The 20,943-nt window shown below is 58.8% G+C and carries 8 protein-coding genes; 2 read left to right on the forward strand and 6 right to left on the reverse strand.

The genetic code is table 11. The annotated features are described in order from the left end of the window. Nucleotides 1-1,118, forward strand: a 1,118-nt coding sequence (locus tag A2J01_RS00240; protein ID WP_064111372.1) for an AMP-binding protein, incomplete at its 5' end; no start/stop codon positions are given. Nucleotides 1,119-1,145: 27 nt separating this feature from the next. Here A2J01_RS00240 and A2J01_RS00245 read toward each other — a convergent pair. The 6 genes from A2J01_RS00245 to A2J01_RS00270 form a co-directional block, all read right to left on the reverse strand. Next, nucleotides 1,146-2,288 (reverse strand): hypothetical protein, encoded by a 1,143-nt coding sequence (locus A2J01_RS00245; protein ID WP_156519123.1) that lies wholly within the window; start codon nucleotides 2,286-2,288, stop codon nucleotides 1,146-1,148. Between the two features lie 60 nt (nucleotides 2,289-2,348). Then, the gene (locus A2J01_RS00250) at nucleotides 2,349-4,562 is read right to left on the reverse strand and encodes a 3'-5' exonuclease (protein WP_064111376.1); all 2,214 of its coding nucleotides are present in this window, start codon (nucleotides 4,560-4,562) and stop codon (nucleotides 2,349-2,351) included. Continuing rightward, on the reverse strand, nucleotides 4,563-10,991 hold the full coding sequence (locus tag A2J01_RS00255) for a DEAD/DEAH box helicase (RefSeq protein ID WP_064111378.1): 6,429 nt from the start codon (nucleotides 10,989-10,991) through the stop codon (nucleotides 4,563-4,565). It lies immediately after the preceding gene. Beyond that, the gene (locus tag A2J01_RS00260; RefSeq protein ID WP_064111380.1) at nucleotides 10,991-15,718 is read right to left on the reverse strand and encodes an Eco57I restriction-modification methylase domain-containing protein; all 4,728 of its coding nucleotides are present in this window, start codon (nucleotides 15,716-15,718) and stop codon (nucleotides 10,991-10,993) included. Before A2J01_RS00260 ends, A2J01_RS00255 begins: the two co-directional genes overlap by 1 nt. Continuing rightward, nucleotides 15,718-18,666: a helicase-related protein gene (locus A2J01_RS00265; RefSeq protein ID WP_331715283.1), complete on the reverse strand. Its 2,949-nt coding sequence runs from the start codon at nucleotides 18,664-18,666 to the stop codon at nucleotides 15,718-15,720. The genes A2J01_RS00260 and A2J01_RS00265 overlap by 1 nt, the downstream gene beginning before the upstream one ends. 95 nt (nucleotides 18,667-18,761) lie before the next feature. Then, the gene (locus A2J01_RS00270; protein ID WP_082900760.1) at nucleotides 18,762-19,904 is read right to left on the reverse strand and encodes a DNA cytosine methyltransferase; all 1,143 of its coding nucleotides are present in this window, start codon (nucleotides 19,902-19,904) and stop codon (nucleotides 18,762-18,764) included. 143 nt (nucleotides 19,905-20,047) lie between these two features. Here A2J01_RS00270 and A2J01_RS00275 point away from each other — a divergent pair. Beyond that, nucleotides 20,048-20,943 (forward strand): ParA family protein (locus tag A2J01_RS00275; protein WP_064111382.1); only part of this gene is annotated, 896 nt, incomplete at its 3' end.

Consider the following 20,943-nt stretch of genomic DNA (forward strand, 5'->3'; position numbering starts at 1 on the left):
CCGAACTGATACTCGGAGAAGGACCGTCGGATTCGAGTATCCCGTTGATTCCCATCGATATTCACGCGCGATCTGCGACGTCCTATCCCGAACCGAGCGCGGCAGCTACCGCACTGATCATGTACACCTCGGGAACCACCGGAGCTCCGAAAGGCGTTGTCCTCTCGCGAGCATCGATCGCTGCGGATCTCGACGCGCTCGCTCATGTGTGGAATTGGACGCCAGAGGACACACTCGTCCACGGACTGCCCCTCTTCCACGTCCACGGGTTGATTCTCGGCGTGTTGGGCGCCTTGCGCGTGGGTTCGCCGCTGATTCATACCTTCAGACCAACTCCGGATTCGTCTGCCGCAGCGGGTGGCTCGTTGTACTTCGGTGTTCCGACCGTCTGGTCACGCGTGTGCGGTGAGCCCTCGGCGGCAGCAGCATTGCGATCCGCGCGCTTGCTCGTGTCCGGAAGTGCACCACTTCCGGTTCCATTGTTCGAGCGGATGAAATCGCTGACCGGGTTGGCTCCCGTCGAGCGCTACGGAATGAGTGAAACCCTCATCACCGTCAGCACGACGCACGACGGCGAACGTCGCCCGGGTTGGGTCGGGCACGCCGTTCCGGGAGTCAGGACGAGGTTGCGCGGCGAGAACGGCCAATTGTCGGCGCACGACGGAGAGCAGCTTGGGCAACTGGAAGTTGCGGGCGCCGTTCTCTTCGACGAGTACCTCGGGAACCCCTCGAAGACAGCGGAATCCATGACCGAAGACGGCTGGTTCCGCACCGGCGACATCGCGGTGATCGACGACAGCGGATTCCACCGCATCGTAGGTCGCGAGTCGGTCGACATGATCAAGTCCGGTGGATACCGCATCGGTGCAGGCGAGGTGGAACAGGCACTTCTGGCATACCCCGGCGTTCGCGAGGCCGCCGTCGTCGGTGTGCCGGACGACGATCTCGGACAGCGCATAGTCGCCTTCATCGTCGGCGACGTAGCCGACTGCGCTGTGGTTTCGGACTTCGTCGCCGAATCACTGTCGATCCACAAGCGCCCACGCCAGGTTTGTCTGGTCGACAGCTTGCCCCGCAACGCTATGGGGAAGGTGCAGAAGAAACTGCTGACGACCTAGGCGGTTGGGTCAACGGTCGATCCAAAATTATTGGAGCGACCGGTACTTGACCGCTAATGCGAAGTCCGAGTCCTCGATACCTGCCAGGGCAGCCAAGATATCCGCCGAATGGCTTTCCAACACAATTGCTTTGATCGAATCAGAACTCACCTGCGGCTCGACAACCGGTAGGCCTCGCGAGGCAACCGCAGTGGAAGCAGCGATAAGCATCTTGGTTGCTTCCTTCTGCTGCCACGGCGTCAGTGGACGGGTGGTCACCATATCGATTGCGAACGTGGGAATCGGCTCGGCGCACACCGATCTGCCCTCGTCGACTGGTATTCGGCTCGGCCGGTTCAAGGCGATTACGGTCCAAGGCTCACCGGTCAAGAAGTCTTCGGGTAGCTCATGCGCCTTCGCCGCCATCAAAGACACCTGCGCAGAGACGGATGAACCTCGAAACCACCCCCTCCCGACAGTGACGAGCCCTCGGCCTCCGAGATGACGAACCGCAGGCAAGAACTTCGCACTTGTCTGCGGAGTCAGCTGCCCGATGCGATGGCCGTCGACACGGACCTCGACCACCTTCTTTTCCGTCCTCGCAGTGCTCACGTCTAATTCATGCAAAGTGACGAGCAATTCCAGCTCGCCCTCCGGCTCTACAAAATTCCGAAGCACGTCGAAATGGTCGTCGACTTTGGTGACCTGGACAGAGGCGCCAGACGGTAGCAGCGTGTACGGGATCTCAGGTGGTTCGTTGCCTGGTATCAATAGATGCGGTTCACTGAGCTGAATCTCCACGGAGACAGACAACGCCACTGGAGTGCCTGGCGTGTCGTCCCAAGAGTTGCGGTCGTAAGCACGGATCGATGCGGGCACTGTAGGCACCAACCCGCGCTTGATCAGCTCCGCCAAGCGACTGTGGAACAGGATCGCCCGCTCTCGCGCCAAGTAGCCGATCAAATAGTTCGATGCCCTGACCGAGACTGCATAGCGATCATGCGGATTGCCGGGTTCCGGGATGAGCTCCACCGTTCTACGGACGGATGTACCTCCAGGGTCGAAGTCGGAACCCAAAGTCGACCTGATCGCATCGGTATAGGCATGAACACCGACTACTTCCTCGTTGCACCAGTCTCCGCGCCCTCCCCAAAGCGGATATGGACGCCACTGCCCACCAACGTCACTCATTTTCGTTCTACTCCTGTATTTGGTGAGATATGGAGCGACAGCCTCCGAAAGACCGATTTGTCAACCTATTTCAGGAAGCAACGCACTAGGCTTTCCAGTCCACACCACGACTAAGTTGTCTCTTGCTCTAGTTGCAGCCACATATAGCAGCGACCTCTCCCTCTGAAGCGCGTCGTCACGCTCCCCCTCCGGAAGTGAATCCACCACATAGGACCGCGGAATCGAGTTCTCTCCCACTCCAACGAGAACAACCTTCGCGAACTCCATACCCTTTGCCCGGTGCATGGTCATCACCTGAGGAGTTCCCTTGGCACCTGATGAATTCCGGTCGACGAAGGTTGCAGACGTCTCACGTTCACCCAGTGCGCGCGGAAGTGCTTGTCCCTCTTTCTTTGTGGGGACAAGCAAACCGATGGATTCTGCATCCGTGCCAGCCGCTGTCCAACTATTCACGAGCTTGGCGACGACGTCATATTGCTCGGTGAGGTTCGATACCGAAATCTGTTGGGGTTTAGGCCCACTGCGAGCGGATCGGTAACCCTCGGAAGTCTCCGGTAGATCACCCAGATCGGTGAATTCTGTGCCAGAGAGAATCCCGAGGGCGTAGTGCAAGTTCTGTTCGGTCGTTCGGTAATTGAGCGTCAGGCGACGCGAGCGCCCCACAATGTTTATGCCGTACCGTCCTAGAACAACCCGTTGGCCGTATATCCGCTGATGAGTGTCCTCCGCAAAGAACAGATCATTCTTACCTTCAGATGCGAGGGCTCGAAGGAGCTGAAAACGGCTCGGGCTCAAGTCCTGAGATTCATCCACGAGCACGTGATCGGCGAGTGCCGACGATCCGTCACGCAGCACTGCTGCAGCGATGGCAGCTTTCTCGTCGAAGTCAGTCGAACCTGACGCCGCTCCAGATGCTCGGTAGCCGGCTATGACGTCCCACACCGCGTTTCGCTTCGACCGATTGAGTGACACCCCCCTTCCAGAGCGCTTCACGCGCAAGTACTCCTCGCGCGTCGTGACAGAGTTCGGCAGAACTACCAAGCTGTACTCCGCTTCGAAGAACGAGTCCACTTTCAACTCATTCGGCAGATCGGCTCCGTAAGCACCGATCGCCTGTTTCCATGCATCGAAACCCTGATTCTTGAACACTTGCGCGGTTCGAGGACCGAGAACTGTTGCAACTGCGCCGTTTACATCAACACCTCCGCCAAGCTGACCTTCGTATTTGTGCAGGACGCGCGAAGCGATGGCGTCGACGCCGGCAATGTAGACACCCGGCTTCCCTATGTCGGCCGCGAGTGTCACGGTGGAATCAAGTTGGCGAAATTGCGCCCGTAGGCTCTCCGCGAGGGTGGCGCCGTAGGTTGTGAGGACGATTCGCGCCGTAGGGTTCTTGCGATGAAGCTCGCGTGCGCGATGGAGAAGGACGACCGTCTTGCCGGTTCCTGCACCGCCAGTCAGACGGAAGGGGCCGTTGATGTCTTTGAACGCATACGCACGCTGTTCCGGATGGAGAAAGATGCGCCATGCGGCGAAATCCGGACGCTCGATAGCTTCGCGCAGCTCGTCGTTGTCCTCGATGAACGCGAATTCCATTCGCGCCGCGGGATGCCGGAGGGCCCTGAGCAGTTTGTCGTCCTCGGTACCGTCATCGGGTTCGACGGTATCGAGCGCGTACTTCTCCTTGACATCTGCCAATGACGTTCCCGTGAAGATGTCGACGAGAGCAGTGCCTTGCCACGTTGCCGGCGCCGTCTCCGCGTACTCGAGCAATGCATCAGGATCGTTGATGTCCAGAGCACCCGAGGCAAACTCGAGGTCCAGTCCCAGCTCCGTCAAATCTTCAGCTGTGAACTCACGCCGGCGTAAGGATTGTTCAATCGACGGCGTACGGTTTTCGGAAACTTCAACCGGCGCTGAGTAAACCGGCGCTGGAGCTGCATTTTCGACCGGCAGTAGCTCAGCGATACCGTTACGCGGATTGACGGCCATCCTTTGTGTCTGAGCAATCTTGATTGCCTCGTCGTGCGGGTAGGTACCGATGAATACGTACGATGCGTCCTGGCCGCTGCCTTGAACTTTGAACAGAACCGCACGATTGGAGAGGTCCACCCTTCCCGTCCGTGCGCGAGGATCAGCCGAGTTGTTGATCGGCTCAATGTGCAGGCTCTTGTTGTCGTCGTTAGCCGACAGCTTCGCCAAAAACGCATAGGTTGCCTTGTGGAGACTCCCATCGATCTTGTCCAGTCCACGTCCGATGACAATCTGAGGCATCTACTCGCCTTTCACTGAATCAATAGTCACAGAAGGCGTTTGTGCAAGACCCTCTGCTTGGACAAGCTCGATTACCTTCTTCGCGTCCACTGGGCACAGCGTCCATCCTGCCGCCGTCAACCCCTCGCGATCCTCAGCATCAAGACCCAGATCGACAGCGATTCGCAGTGAAGGCCAGGATATTTCGAGAGGCACCCCTGCGAACTCCTCACCGACCTCCGGAATTGGTAGATCAGACGCCGCCAATCCGGTCACCAGCGGCTGAGCCGCCTGAACCACCTCGTCGTACACCTCACGCCAAGGCCCGGTCAGTGTCACAGATTCACTTGGGCCCCCCGTGACAGTCGAGGCGGGCGAACCGAGATTCATCGATGAAGACGCCAGGTGCCGGCGCGTAGTCACGACCGCCGGAAGCGGGCGCAACTCGAGCAGGTTGGACCACCGAAGCCATTCCCTCCACAAATCGCGTGTCTCCGTGGACAACGCAGAATCGTCGTCGTCGATGACGACGGCTATCTCTGCATCGTTGGGCGACTTTCCGGCGGGGACCCGCACCGCGATCGCGAATCCACGGTCTCGCCACGTGATCGTGTCCCCATTCGGATCCGCGACAACACCACCGTCGATCAGCCGTCCCGCGAGCACCGCAGGTGCCGCACCGCCGGTCTGAGTTGCCGATGCACTCATTCCCATGATCGCCAGTACTGGGAGCCAATGTGCAAGGTTCCGCCGCGACTGCGCTTGCGGGCTCTGCATCCACGCAAGCAGTAAATCAATGGCGGTGGCGAATACGAGGTCGACAGAACTCTTGGCAAGCTGATCACCCGCCATCTGCAGCAACCCCGGGACGCGCTCGGCGGCCAAGATCGGTGACGTCGATGGTTTACCCTCGAGATCTTGATGCGTCACGGCGACGACTTGGTAGCCACCTTCACGTAGGTTGCGTCGCTTCTCCGCGTCGTCCGCAAGCCGATTTTTCGAAGGGCTGGCATGGAATTGCCATCCGTCGGTGAAGATCGCGGTCGGAGGAACACCCGGCGTCGCTGACGTCAGAACGAAGTCCGGCTTGCTTCCCAGGATATTTTCCTGAGGCCTCAAACTCCATCTGTTGGATGATCCAAGCGCCACGTCCCACGCGACGCCTCTGTCGGTCGGTTTCTCGACGATCGTTGCACCAAGCGCCCGGAGGCGCTCGGCAAACACGACCCGGAAGCGCCGTTCGAGGTTCGACTCCAGATCGACCATAGGCGGTTCATCCGAAGTTATGCTCCACGGCATCGCATCCGGAATCGGACTGTTGTCGTCCGTTGACACCTCCCGGCCGAGCAACAGCGACCGCAGGTGACGTGCAGCAGCACTCCGCGACGTGAATTTGACCTCGGTGAACGACGCGAACGGTAGCAGACACTTTTCGCAGGCAAGCTTCCCTTCGTGCTGGCATTCGCACGATACGACGACAGCGTGCGCCCTTCTCAGCACGTCCCAAATGGTACTGGGATCGGAAAGATCAGCGAGGTACCCCGTACCTCCGGGGACGATGTCGTGCAGCAGCAGACCGGGTCGGTTTTCGCCGTTCACGGCAGGATCGACCACAGCCACGATCTGCAGATGGTCCGGATCTCCGCCGATTCGTTCACGCAGCCCAAGTAGCAGCGCCGCGGACAGGGATGGAACTGCAAAGGAATCGCCCCACGTCACCGATGGCGGCAACCGCAAAACCAGTCCTTCGGTGGTCAATGACCGCGCCAATGCAATCGAGAGCGTCGACTCTTCCAATGCCTTGCGATACGAACACCAGGGACGGTGTTCACTCGGCGAGTTGCGCCGCGTGTCCGTGTCGAGCTTTCCGCATTCCGAGCACACCCGAAACATTGCAGACTCGATCTCGCCGCCCGCGAGAATCCGCGACGACCCACCGCTACGGCTGCCTCCGGTATTGATCCATCGGATCGTCATCGAACGACGATGTGTCGCTCCGAAGCCGAGTCCTTCGACGAACCAACGGCGGGTAAAGGAGGTCGGGTCGATATCCGCAGCAGTAATGATCGTGAACGGGTTACGGATTCGTTCTTCTTTGCCGTCGTCGATAGCCGCTTCTTCACGTCGAACGACGGCCGACACACTCGAGAGTTCTACGACGGGGAGGCGCTGGCCGATATCCGCAATTGCTGCTGTTCCACAACGCGGACATGTCGCCGGAGGCTGCGCACCGTCCCCCAGGTCGGCGATGAAACCGCAAGCGGGACAGCAAGCCCACTCGTGCACAGCGTCACCCTCGGCGCCGAGGTCGACGGCGTCGATGGCAATAGCGAATCCACTTGCGTAGAAGGTGGATCCGGGTGCGAAGTCGCGTAGGGCCTGGGCGGATCCTCGGGTGAGCTCGAACTCGGTGTGTTCGAATTCCTGAGTCTCAGGATGTATCCAGTTGACGGAGACCGAGAGGGTCACCGAATCGTCGAGCAACGTGTAGTTGGGAAAAAGCCCGAACGCTTCCAGCGCACTGATCCAGTATTCGGACCGCAGGGACGCGAGTTGCGTGCCGACCAGTCGCTGGGCGGCGAGAGCGGTACGGTACGCAACTTTGTCATCATCTGTGGCCACTGTGCTCTGCGCTGCTGCATGAAGTTGTGGAACAACCGCGTCCACTGCCTTCTTTCGGTGCTGCAGCGTCTCGATGCGTTGGTTCCATTCCATCGACGCGCTATGGCACCGGGACGCCAATTCGCTACTCTCGGGCCCACTCTGAGGTGTGGCGAAGTCGCGCAGTCGCTCGACTACCTCGCCGTCCAGCGATTGAAAACCGGCCACGAACTCGTCCACGTAGAGCGTCGAGTGTGATTCGGCATCGGATATGAGAGTGCCCAAGTAGGTTTTCGGTCCGGTCGACCCGAGTGCATCAGGGGTGGTTCTCGGATGTGGCACATTCTTCAGGCGTGCCAATCGATCGGCGACCGAAGCGATGAACTGCCGACGAAGAATCTCTTCGGCATCCAGATACGTTGCCGGCGGTCGGACTGCGCCGTTGATCGTCGCGTCCGGATTGGCAAAGCGTGGCAGTTGATCGCCACGTGCGGTCACATATGCCAAGGCAAGCGCATTACCAGTCAGTCGACCTGCACGGCCGACTCGCTGTAGATACGACGCGACGGAGCGCGGGAGCGATGACAGCATCACTGCCGACAGATCACCGATATCGATGCCCATCTCCAGTGTCGGAGTCGCGACAAGTACATTCGGCGCGTTTGGCGGCGGATTGGTTTCTTTGAACTGTGACTCGTACTCCAAACGCTTTTCGTCGGGCAACAGCGACGTGTGATCACGCGCGACAACTCGACGAATGTCGGTAACGGTGTACATCTGTCGATAGAAGTTGTCATCGATACGCCGGCGTTCAAGGGTGCCTGCACAAGCTGCAATCAGGCACGGACCACCAACAAGTTGATCAACGGTGTCGTGGCCGCTGATGATCGAATCTCCGCAGTTGCTACACCCCAGCGAGACCGTCTTGTCGGAAATCTCACTATCGGAGATCGGACGAGCGACAACCGAATCCGGCGTCAAATGGAAGGTTCGAGTTCCACTACCGCCTGCTAACTCGCCTACGACATCGCGATGCCTTAGACGCTCGAACAGCAGTCGACTGAGGACTGCACCCTCGGCTGGACTGACGGCAAGAGCTTTTGCCGTCCAGCTTGCGTACCAACCGCGGGCAGACGCTACTGGCTCGAAGTCGCTGTCGCGACGGTTGACCGTGCCGAGTACGGGGAAGCCCGGTGCGGAGTTCCCGCGGCCAAAACCTGGCATTCCTTGACTTCGTTTGCGGCCTCCGGTGATCCACCACCGGTTGCCGTCGTCGGTCCGAAACTTCTCGAACCAATCGTGTGCGATCGCGCCTCGGATTCGCATGTGCTCCAAGGTTCCTCGGACCCAACGAACCAACTGTGCATCGGTGTACGTGTCCAATGCCAGTTGCACGTCCTGCCCGTCGAGCACGTCTCGTGCACAGAGCAGCAACACCGAAGGCGAGACATCGACCTCGGCAAGGGCCGTCCCCGTACGCGTTAATGTTCGACCGACGCCGGCACGTAAACCGAATTCCATCGCTATATCGAGTTGAAGTCGCTTGGTGACAAAACCACTCAACGTCGCCGAAGCTCGACTCAGGCGCGCGGTACTCCAAAACTTCGAGAAGTCGTCCCGATCGGCGAGTTCAGGAGGCAGGAGTCGGTAGCGCTTGGCACGGTCGTTGCCCGCCATGGTGATCATCTTGTGGGCGAGAGCGTCGAGGTTGGTGTCGCCGTCCTCGAGTGCCTGACGGATCAACGTTCGTAGCGTGAGAGCCCTGGATCGCGCCTGAACGAAACCGGCGCGATGTGCCGCGTCCTGAACACTGTCAGTGAAGACCAGCGCACGCTTCTCTCGCGGATCAAGGCCGGGGGTGCCGAACAGTGTCGAGAGCGATACCGACAGCATCGTCGCGATCGCGGAACCGAGAAAGCGGATTCCGTCACGTTGACGGCAAGACGGGCATACATCTCGAATCGAATCCTCACCGGCGGTGTCGCCGACGTTGACCAACACAGGCACGGCGCCACCCTCGGCAACAACCGATTCGGCAGGCCGTTGTCGAGTGATGCGACGATCGTCGACTACCAGCCATGAAAGCTCGGACGCAGAAGCAGGTTTCGACGGAGCACTCGAGTCCGATGTCGAGTCGACCGCGGTCTCCCCTTCTACCGGCGCATGGATAAGAGCCCGGAAGCGGTCATCGTCAGCGAGCTTGCGACGCCGGATTGTAGAGTCGTCGACATCGAGATCCGTGCCGGTAGGTGCGAGCAGAATTCCCCAGCCGGATCGATTGCAGTGCCGGCAGTAGAGCGCGGGAAGGTACGGAGCCGCGAGTGAATCGTCATGAAAATCGTCGCTGAGCAGTAGACCGTCGTCGCCCCAGGCGAACTGGGGCGCCCCCGATGCTGCCCGATCCAGCCGGGTCAGCTCCCGAACCCAGAGATGAACGTCCACCGATGGTGCGGTGCGTCCCGAAACCGCACGCACGTGGCTGAGAGTAGTGACCAGCGCTCGTAGGGCCTGGGCTCTGATGTTTGAGTCGATACGCTCGAGGTCTGACGCGAGAGACTCGTCTGTGCCTGCAAACAACTCAGGATCAGACAACCTGAGAATGGGTACTGCTGATTCGCAGCGTTCGACAATTCGATGAAATACTGGATGCGCTCGAATCAAATCGAGGCCGAGACCATCAATCGCGTCGTCTTCGAATCCATTCGGCACCGTGTAGAGCGACCGAAGTGCAGCCCGCGATACGTCAACAGGATCAGTCACACTGGAAGCAGATGCGAGCTCTCGAAGTCGTTTCTCGTCAATTTGTGCAACGGTAATCCCGGTTACAGCGATTCGCGAGGCAGCGCCATCTGACCACTCCTGCAGCGATTCTCGAGATTCGGTGACCACCGATTCTGCCGTGAATTCGTCACCGAAGACCGTGCGGGCAAAATCGAGCATGGTCGAGGAGTCATTGCCGTCTCCCAGAGTCGCCGACGTCGCGATCGGCGTGACGCGTCCTAGTGGGCGGGCGCGGTCTTCGTCGGAGATGCCGGTGTCACCGTCTACCCAGTAACTCTTGAGAGTCATTCCGAGGCGGCGCAACAGCATTGATACGTCGGTACCCTGAGCACCATCATAGGTGTGAAATTCGTCGAGAACCAGATATTGAAGACTGTGAGCACTCTGTCGCCACAGTTCTGCATCAGCTGGACGGAGCAGCAGCTGGTCAAGCATTTTGTAGTTGGTCAGCAGAATGTCCGGTGCGACGCTTCGGATTACGTCGCGATCGCTGATCAGCCCGTCGGGGCCGACGGTCGTCCGGGTTGCACCAGCTTCACCGGTGTAGAGCGCGGCTGTGATTCCGCCGAGCTCCTTGTGCTCGGTGATCAAACCGGCGAGGCGCTGCGCCTGATCATTTGCCAGCGCGTTCATCGGGTAAAGAATGATCGCTTTGGTGCCAGTCACGCCCTGGCGTTTAGCACGCAGAACGTGATCGAGAATTGGGTAGAGGAATGCTTCGGTTTTTCCCGAACCGGTACCCGTCGTAACGAGAGTGGGCAACGGCCGCGACTTGTCAGGTCCTAGGTTCGCGCTACTGAGCCGCGTGAACGCGGCGGCCTGATGGCCGTACGGCGTCAAACCCTCATACCATTCCAAGGAGTCTCGCCAGCCTTCTTCGGCAGGCCGAAATGGCATGCGCAGCCGCAGATATGGTCCACGAAACATCCCGGTTGAGGGATGTTCGAGAAACGCATCCAATTCACGTCGTGCATCGGGGTCCGCAAGTGCGAAAGTAGTGCCGAGGTAGTCGAGCAGGCTGGCAGTGATGCGCTCGGCCTGCGAGAGCGGCAGAAGTTCAGAGGCCATCAGTTGGTACCCACTGCCGTGCCGCCCGTAATACCAAGTCGACGTTCGAATTCCGCATATGCCTCACGCATGTCCGCTTCGCGGTCTAGGAACTGGAACGGCAATTCGTAGGTGTACGTGTTGCCGGCCGGGTTTGTGGCGGTGCGTTCTTCCTCGCTGATCGCATCGCCCTTCTTGCGCCACACACTGAGGACTTCGTTGGGCACGAGTCGACCATTGATGTCGTAGAGGTATGTTTTGCGGTCGTATCCATAGAGAACCGGGAATTGTGTGCGGTAAATAGTGCACAATTCGTCAGCGGTTAATCCGAGCCCGAGCGCTACGAGCGCATCAATCTCAACCAAAGCCTGGCGACGATCAGCAGCCACGCGTAACGGCGCGTCCGTTGTCCAAACCTCACTAACATCGCCTAACAGACCCCTACGCGAATGCACGAATCCCCCTGCCCAAGCATCATCGGCAAATTCGGCCGAAAAACACCGCTTCCAAAGATCAGAATAGGCACCAGTTAGTCCATTGAGACGAAGAGCGCGAAGTCCCAATGCACTACTGAATCTTGAATTTCGAATACACGGAAGCCTATTAATTGTCACACCACGAATATCATTCTTTGGAGCAGCACGAATAGCGAAATCTGAGACAATCGCAGACAAGGTAGCTGCAGTAGCTGCAAGATCCAATGGTTGCCGCATTGGCATCACCAGTGAGGAAATTCCGTCTACATGGGCAGCCCCAGGCGGAATCAGGACCGGAATAAGCGTCCTCTCCCCTGTATTGGCCGCCATGCGCCTCCATGCCACTCGATAGCAATCCCGGGCCCGAACAGTCTGCAAGATTCCGTTCTCGTCCTCGACTTCCCACGAGGTGTACCCCGCGTCGTACCGCGCCCGTCCACCCACCGGTTTGTATGAAGTAGTTGGAACCGCCTCTGGTTCAAGTGTTTCCAGATCTATCGCTGACCAGTCTTGTTGATTTCTCATCGACGCATTCGGCGCCTTGTAGAAGGGATTTCCAACGAACAAATGTGGTCCCTGCAAAATCACTTCCGACCAACTGTCAGGCGCCCCCCAGAGTGAGTCGAAAAAACCTTTCTTTCGATCAATTGATTCATCCCATCCGCGCGAGAAAAGTAGATCCCGATCGCCAATTCTCGAATAATTTGCAAGTTTCTCAAGAACACTGGCTGTCGATCTATTGACCGTGTACACCATTCGAGTTTGGCGTATAGGAGTCGCAGATTGTTCCAACACACCCTTCCAGGAATTCAGGACTTCATCGTCAACAGTCAAGATCCGCTTGAGGTGGGGGCTGGTATCCCAGGCACCTTCAGCGGTCTTGATTCCCGGCTCCGTACCCGCCCCATCGTGAGCTAGAGAACGGATCACCGTGTCCGGATGGTACAGAGATGATGCGTTGAGAAATCGCGGAATTCCAAGGTGAGCATAGACATTAACCCCGAAGGTTTTCTGATCCTGGATCTCAAAGAGCTTCAGCTCGTTTATGAACTGCCAGTGGCGACGCAGCCTCTCGTAAGTGGCCTGCCTCAGCAGGCCTGCCTTCTCGTCGGTAAAGTGCGATTCAAGGTGTATCAGCCCGACTGTTCCTCGAGGCGAATTGTGTCGCCACGTCTGTTCCATAAAGCATCTATAGAGATCAGGCTGAAGCCCCATGAGATGTGGGTACTGCCTTGAATCGCCGACGAAAGCCGCAGTTGCTGCAACATCCGATGTACCACCGAGCACCAGGTCGCTGATACCTTCGATATCGAGCGTGGCTTCGCGCTTTGCCTTGTACTCCGCTTGAGTCGCCTTGACGGCCAGCTGAAACCACGGGTCGCCCTCCGAGAGAAGTGCATCGACGTCCGACCTCGGACGAACCCACGGCGGGTTACCGACTTGGAGGTCGAAGCCTCCTCGCGAGAATACGGGCGAGAAATCCAGTTCCCAATGGAAGAAGCCCTGGCGAGCGGCCACGCGCTCCGCAACCACCAGCCAGGGCGAGTTCTTCTTCAGCTCATCAACTTTGGCAGCTTTCGCAAAGAGCAACTCGTTGGACTCAACTGCCTCGAGCTCGTCCCAGGACTGAATTGTGAACAGATTGAGCTGGCCGTGCTTCTTCTCCGGCTTCGACTCTCCGATGGGAGTGCCGAGTAGACCGGTCAAAGTGTCGATCCACTGATCCAAGGTCGGAGGCTGTACGAGATCGTCATTGACCGTTGCGTCCTCGTCGACCAGCGGCCAGAACCACAGCGCGCACCACGCGTCCATCACCCGACGCAAACGCCGATATGCGCCATTCTCGTCTGCCAACGACGCTTCGATCAGATCGCGCGTGACAACGGTTTCTGCGCTCTCGGTTTCGCGTCCCCACACTGGAATAGGCCGACGGATCTCCCGCTCGGCGATCTCGAGGCGCTTATGTGCCAGCAGCCACAATGTCTCCACACGGCCGGCGAGCTCTTTGAGTTTGCGAACCTGGGCAGTTGTCGGCTGGGGCTTGAGCTCTTTCCGCCATGTCTTAAGATCAGCCAGAGCGTCTGACGCGAGCTCTTTTGCTTCCTTGGCCTCGACGGTCGAACCCCAGCCGCTGGTCGGCACCAAGAAGTGGTGGACACCGTCCACCACGTCAATCGGCTTGCCCAGCAGGTAGTCCGCAAGGCGAACGTCGATCGGCGTGGCATCGAGCCATCCCCGAGACTTCAATTGCCCACTCGGAATAAGAGCACGCCTGGCACCGATGAGTGAATTGCCACGCTTTAGATGCAATCCGAACCACGGTGCGTCCAGATCGCGCGCCATGGTGTCCAGCCATAGCGAGATTTCGGCGAACTCAACCGCAGTTGCATTGAGGTCCACGCCGTACACCTGATGAAGGGCTATGTACGCCTTTGCACGTTGCAGTTCAGTTGGGTACTCCTCAGGGTCAATACGCTCGCCCAGCTCACGCTGACGACGTGTGAGGTACTGATCGGCTAGCTGGCGCACTGCTTCGATAGCGAAAGCGCCTGACCCCAGGGCAGGTTCACACACGGTGAGACCAAGAATCTCCTCGGCGGAAGTGCTCGTTCCATCCTGATCGAGCAGTTCTTCGAGGGCCTGCCCCACCGTGAACTTCGTCAGCACCTCAGGGGTGTAGTACGAGGCTGATTGCTGACGTTCGCGGCCTGCCAAACGAAACACGAAGGTGCCCTGCTCATGTCGAACCTTGGTCGGCTCCCCGGTGAGCTCATCTTTCACAGTGACGAAGTCGGACTCGACAATGCCGTCGATTCGCCCCTCCGGCACGACCCATAATCCTTTGGAGGGATCCCCGTTCTTCGCAACCTCGTACAGCGCGTCCTTCGCGAAGAAGCCTGTGTAGCTCATCAACCCCTCGTACACCGCGCCGAGTTGATTGATTCCGAGGTCTGCATAGGAAATGAAGCCGCGATCTCTTCCCCGAGATTCTTTGCTCAACAACAGATTCCGAAGCACTTTCTGCACGGCAGAGTTACTCAGCTTGACTTCATTGACGAAAGCCGTTGCGATCGGCCGAAATAGATCAGCCTTGAGGTGTCTGAAGGTGAGCCCTTCAGTTCTCGATGCATCACCGGACAACCCGTCGTGACCTATGTCTACAAGTTCGAACAAGGTGTGCAACGAATCGTGGAAATGCGTACCGTTCTCGGCCCGAGGTGTGACCAGCTCGACGAGTAGCAGCTCTCGGAGACGATCAAGGCTGTAGCCGCGCTCATACGTCTGCTCACCTGTTGGTAGTACGCCGAGCTCGGGCCGGGCCTCGGCGTACAGGAGGAACAAGATGCGGTACAGGTAGCGAAGCGCTTGTCCCGCAAGCTCTTGCGCGACCGAATCTGCCAGTGGAGCCAGTCCTTGCATGGCTCGCCGAGTGACGACGTCGTTGGCGATGAGCTCGATCGACAGCCGAACGCCCTCGCGCAGGTCCTTGGACACTCCAACGGTGTGCTTGGCGGACTCGTCGATCACCCCGGCCCACCAAATATTGCCTTCGGCATCGGGAGCAAGCGAGTCTGCCGCCAAACAAGTTAATGCCCGGTCCGTCTCACCACCTCGTTTGTCATCATTTCGCTCGCAGATCAGCTGCAGATCGACGGCAAGGTAACGACCTTCGAGCCAGCGGCTTCGTTCGGTGATCAGGGCCTGGGACCCAGCGAGAACAAGAATGAACTGTGGACCGTCTTCAGCCGTCGACAGGTGGGACAGCAATTGAGCCACTGAAGCCAGGTCTTCGCCGGGAACGTCCTCGTCGCCAGTCCTGAAACCTGTTCGCAGCGTCTTCTCGTCCTTGGCGATCAACTGCTCGACGCTGAGCTCCGCCCTACCTTCGACGATCACCAACGGTGCAGGCCCGGTCAATCCGCGAGTACGGACCGCAAGCGCAGGCCCCGATTCGGTGTCGGTTCCACCAATTCGCACAATCTCCCAGCGCACACCTTCGTACCCGAGTACCGAGCGAAGGTTCGAGTAGAGCTCAATCAGCGTTTGCTGGTCCGCAGCTTCACCCAAGCCCAAGAAGTCTCGCGTCAGATCACCACGTTGCGCGGTGAAACGCGAACGCGCAGTTGGTTGCCCGTCGGCCTTTTCAGACTCCCATTGCTTGCGCCGATCGATCACTCGCGCGTTGAACGACTGAGATGTCGCGTCAGTGGTGAAGTAATGCTCGCTGACAAAGTCCTCACCGACGATCAGGGCATCAGATGTTGAACTCACTAGAGACTCTTCCCTGTCGTCGCTACATTCTGACTCATCGAACTGTCCGGCACCGCGACGAGTAGCGGACGGACAAGTCGGCGGTCGGGATTCATGGATTGGGCGACTTCTCGCTCGTGTGACACTCGATCTGCCCGTTGACGTAACTCGTCACGTTGGATCAGCGCGTCAGCTTCGTGGGTCCACCGTTCGGCGCGTGAAGTCCATTCACTCACTCGTTGCCGAGTCTCGTCCCTGATCGCGCCTGCGTGTTCTTCGGCTGCAGAATCTGCGGCACGAACGGCTGCAGCAACCAGTAGCTGCAAGGCTTCGACGCTGCCGAGATCGGCTGTGTTGATTTCAGCGAGGCCAAGTACCGCAATTGCATGAGCCGCGCTCGGGTGCGGAGATGCGAGACCGAAACTTGGATTGTTCACATCAGGGAACGCCACGGTGTAGAACGACGCAGCGACTACCTGCCCACGCGTATTCGTTTGCGTTACCTGGACCAGCACCGTCGTATCCGGCACTGCCCCGCAGACCGCGAAAATCTGCCGTCGACCCAGATCTGCGAGCGACCGATCTGCAGCCCAATCAAGAATCGGATGAAGGGGCGCAAGGAAATGCGCCTCGGGCCACGTCGACGTCGACTCCCCTGCCCGCGCAGCGCGCAGTTCTTCCTCGCCCCGCAGTGCTGTGAGCGCCAGCTTGTAGGTCTCTGTGACCGACCGCGCCCGAAGATACGACTGCGGCAGAACCTGCAGTCGCTGCTTCAGGTCACGCGGCGGGGTGAGACTGGCAATCGACTGCGCCTTGTGCACAGTCCAGGACACACCATTCGGCGCTGGTTTACTCGGCGTTCCGACGAACTCCTCCAAGGCATCAGAAAGATACTCGAACTCGGACGAATACAAACTGGTAGATGCCTCGCCGCTTGACGGCGGCTCGGTGGGCACCGGCGATGACGATGCGTCCAGGCTTACACTGGCAGCACCAATTTGGGCAAGAAGACCACTGAGGCCACCGCCTGAGGTCACCTGATCGACGGTCATCACCACGGACTCCAGGGACTTCTCGCCGGCGAGAACTTGACGAATGGCCTCTTCTTCCGCTGCAACGTCGTAAGTTCCCATCAGCGAAGAAGATTCGCCCAGGGCCTTGTGCGCCTCGTGTTCTCGCTCCACCAAGCGCGTCAGAACTCTCACGTCACCCGCAAAGTGCTTCGTCGACGGTGTCAGTAGCAAGGTCACGATCCGAGGGCGATGCCGTTGCCCGTACCGATCGATGCGCCCGTTGCGCTGCTCGATTCGAATCAGGCTCCAGGGAATGTCGTAGTGCACCATGTCGTGACACTGCGAGTGTAGGTTGACGCCCTCGGACGCAACGTCACCCGTGACCAGAATTCGAATGGGTGAAGACTCGAGTTTGAATGATTCGACGATGTCCTGCTGCTCGACGTCGCTGAGTCCACCGTGCAATACCGTCACCTGACCAAGGTCGCGCCCCTCGGTGAGAGTCATCTTCAGGTCCTTCGATAGGGCCTGTGCAAGTGCCTTCAGCGTCGCGACGCGCTCCGCGAACACGACAACGCGGGTGTCGCCGTTCTTTTTGACGCCGATTTCCGCAAGATAGTCGAGGAGCTTTCTGTACTTCGCAGACTCGCGCAGTGGTGTAGCGGCCACCAACTCGCCGAGATGATCGAGCGCCACGATTTCCCTTGCTGCACTTGCATCCTCCGGGTCCAACCGCTTTCGTCGTTCGACGATCGACTGCGTCAGCGCATCCGGAGACGAAAGGAATGCTTTCGCGAGCACCCACGGAAACAACCGCGTCGAACCCGAACACGGCGACTGCCCCTTTTCAGGCCAGAGCCACACATTTTCGAGTTCGCGGGCTACTGCGTCTTCAGCGGCCGAGGCATCCACCGTGATATTGCGTGGTGGTTGACGTTCCGCCCAATCCGAACCGACTTCGCTGGCAACATCGGGATGATGGCGATGGCGACGAATGACAAGCTTTTTGACCTGCTCGGCATCCAACTCACCTGACGGGGACACGGCACTGGGGTCCAACATGCGAATCAGCTCGGCGAACGATTCGGCACGACCGTTGTGCGGTGTTGCCGACGCAAGAATCAACGCGTCAGTCCGCGACGCCAACAGCCGGGCGAGTCGGTTGTTTTGAGCGGCAACATTGGTGACGTTGTGGGATTCATCGATGACCACCGCGTCCCACTGCTGCTTACGAAGGTGGTTGAGGTAACGGTCGCTCTTGAGGGTGTCGATGGAGATGATCACCCGTTTGTAATAAGTGAACGGGTTGCGAGTCGCAGGAAGGATCTGTCGAATGCGTTGAATCCCAGCAGAATCCAACCGGACGAACGGCAGAGCAAACCGAGTCCACAGCTCCATCTGCATCTGCTCGAGGACGTGTTTCGGAGTCACGACGAGGATGCGATCACCACGACCACGCCGGACCAGTTCCGACAGAATCATCCCGATTTCGAGTGTCTTCCCGAGACCGACAGCATCGGCAAGCAGTATGCGCGGGCGAAGGTTGTCAGGATCGAGTGCCTGACGAACAGCCTTGTACTGGTATTCGAGTGGCCGGGCAAGTGCCTTGTGCGCAGTCGTGAGGCTGGGATCGGCAATCGCCACCGGGGTCTTGCGGAGCATCGATTCGAGCCACAACCGTGATCTCCGGAATTTATCCGAGGTATCGGCCACCACCGTTACGTCTGTGGGATCGACCGGCACAATTTCATCCAGTGCAGTCGAAAACGATGCCTCTGTGTCGCGCACCAAGTCGGAGAGACCCAACACGTGCACTACGTATCCGTCTGACGTCGGTTCGACGGAGGACACCAACCATTCCTCATCCCGAACCTCCACTATCGAGCCGGGAGCAACGTTGAATGAATACTCGCCCCCGGCTGCTGAGCCGACGACGGGGGTAGCGCTGATTGTCACGCGTGGTGGTCCTCTCACTTCGGGCCGTGCCGGCTCGAAATCCAACCATAACGGTCGGACGGTTAGTGCGCCGCTGTTCCCTACCTACTCTGGAGTCAGACCGCCACAGCGGCACCAAGATCCAGCGCACCTTCCATCCCCAGGTCAGGAGCTACTGTTAAAACCGGCGTGTCGGACACTCGTGATCGCATCCAGGACTCCTCTATCTTGCTGTCCAGCTGCGCAGTCACCGGAACGCGACCAAAGGCGGCCGCGAGCGCATGAACAGCTAACCTGGGCGGCATAGCATTCCCCACCTGCTGAGCCCAGCCTTGCCCCGCCCATTTGTAGTCGAGGGGGAACGTTTGCAGCCGACCAGCTTCGGCGGGAGAGAACCGTTCCTGTTCGTCCCCCATGTGGTCGACAATGCGGTTACGCGAAATCTTGCCGGTCACCGTGGCCGACGGCTGATCAGAAGTGCGCCGCCCACGCGCGGAGGGAATTCCACCCGAGCCGTAGTTGGACACAACCTCGAACCACTCGCCCCGCTTCAGAGCCGAACCCATGGTTTCCCATGGCAGCAAATGCGATTCTCCGGTTCCACGCACCATTCCCGCTCGGTACGCCTGGTGCGTGGGCACCGGACGGATCGGCGAAACTGTCCGGTTGGCGAGCAGCACTGCTCGGCGGCGGGTCTGCGGCACACCAAACTCTTCGGTTCGTAGAACTGTGCACACAACTTTGTAACCGAGCGACTCCAGAACCGGCTTCATCGCCTCCCACACGGGTAGGACCGTCTGAACCTGTTCGAGGACCACCGCTTCGTACGGTCGGCCGGCACCGTGCGCTTCGAGGACCCAACGCAGCGGTTCGAGCACCAGTCCGGTGCGCTCGTCATCGAGGCCCTTGAGCGAAGATGACACGTCTTCAGCCCGAGCCATGCGATCTACCAACTTCAGCACATCATCGAGAGCGTCCCGGCCGCTACCGGATCCCGCCACTGTGAACGTCTGGCACGGGGGCCCACCGGCAAGAATGGTTGCATTGGGGAATTCCTTCGGACCTAGCTCACGAACATCACGATGGTCAGTATCCAGGCCGGCCTCGGTACGTGTTGCATGCGCATCGTCGTCCCATTCGACTCCGTGGGTACTCATTCCGAGCCAGGTCGCAGCGACATCGATGCCTCCGGGACCGGCAAACAGGTCGACAACCGAGTGCGTGGACAGATCACACTGTGCGCTGCGATTGTCTTCCATAACGGCGAAGTTTACGACACCGATGGTCGACTCCAGCCACCACACAGCCGCATTGTCGCCTGGTCATCGTAGAGTCTGCGTCGAATGCGAATTCGCCCGTGACGACCACCACCGCATCCGAGATGTAAGGACCGACGCACCTCATGGCCAAAGTAATTGCGACCATAAACCTCAAGGGTGGCGTCGGAAAGTCCACAATGACCGCCGCACTCGCCGAGTTCATGGCGGGCATGTTCGGAAAGAGGGTTCTCCTGATCGACCTGGACCCCCAGACCAATCTCACAACGATGATGATCGGGACCGAACACTGGCACGAGCTCAACAACTCCGGTCGCACGCTGAAAGCACTGTTCGAACAGGCCCTCGATTCGCAAGCGCCAAAGTTCGACATCGACGACGCGATTCAACGAAACGTGTCACCGCTGGCGAAATTGGCCGGTATCGACCTCCTGGCGTCGTCACTGGACATGATCGAGATCTCCGAAGAAGTCGCAGCGTGGCAATATGACGAGCCGGATTCGCTGCAACCGCTTCTAGTTCTCAAAGAAGCTGTCGACACGGTGAGAGACCACTACGACTACATACTCATCGATTGTCCGCCTAATATGGGGATCATCACGCGCAACGGACTGATGTTGGCCGACGCGTACGTAATTCCGACGATTCCCGATGTGCTGTCCACGTACGGTATTCCGCAGATTCAGAAGCGTGTGCGGATGTTCTCCGAAAAAACTGGACATCACGTCCAAGCCCTCGGACTGATCATCACTAAGTATCGCGCGAACACCAACTTGCACCGAAACACCATCCAGCGGTTGCAGAACGCGGTCCTCGACTACGACGCATTGCCTGCTGCAGAACGCAAGCTCATCGAACGCCCACCCAATGTCATCCCCTATTGGATACCCGAAGCAACGGACATCGCAGCGGCAGCAGAGTTCTTCGACTTCGGCACCTTGAAAAACCGATACGGCGGAGGCAAGAAGGTTGACGATCTGAGAGACCTCACATCCCACGTAATGACGAATGTGGAGATCTA

It is taken from the genome of Rhodococcus sp. EPR-134 (assembly GCF_001647205.1).
In the GTDB taxonomy this organism is placed as follows: Bacteria; Actinomycetota; Actinomycetes; order Mycobacteriales; family Mycobacteriaceae; genus Rhodococcus_F; species Rhodococcus_F qingshengii.

Coding starts and splice junctions, on each gene's coding strand:
- A2J01_RS00245 (WP_156519123.1), bottom strand. CDS start 2,288: ATGAGTGACGTTGGTGGGCAGTGGCGTCCATATCCGCTTTGGGGAGGG.
- A2J01_RS00270 (WP_082900760.1), bottom strand. CDS start 19,904: ATGGAAGACAATCGCAGCGCACAGTGTGATCTGTCCACGCACTCGGTT.
- A2J01_RS00250 (WP_064111376.1), bottom strand. CDS start 4,562: ATGCCTCAGATTGTCATCGGACGTGGACTGGACAAGATCGATGGGAGT.
- A2J01_RS00255 (WP_064111378.1), bottom strand. CDS start 10,991: ATGGCCTCTGAACTTCTGCCGCTCTCGCAGGCCGAGCGCATCACTGCC.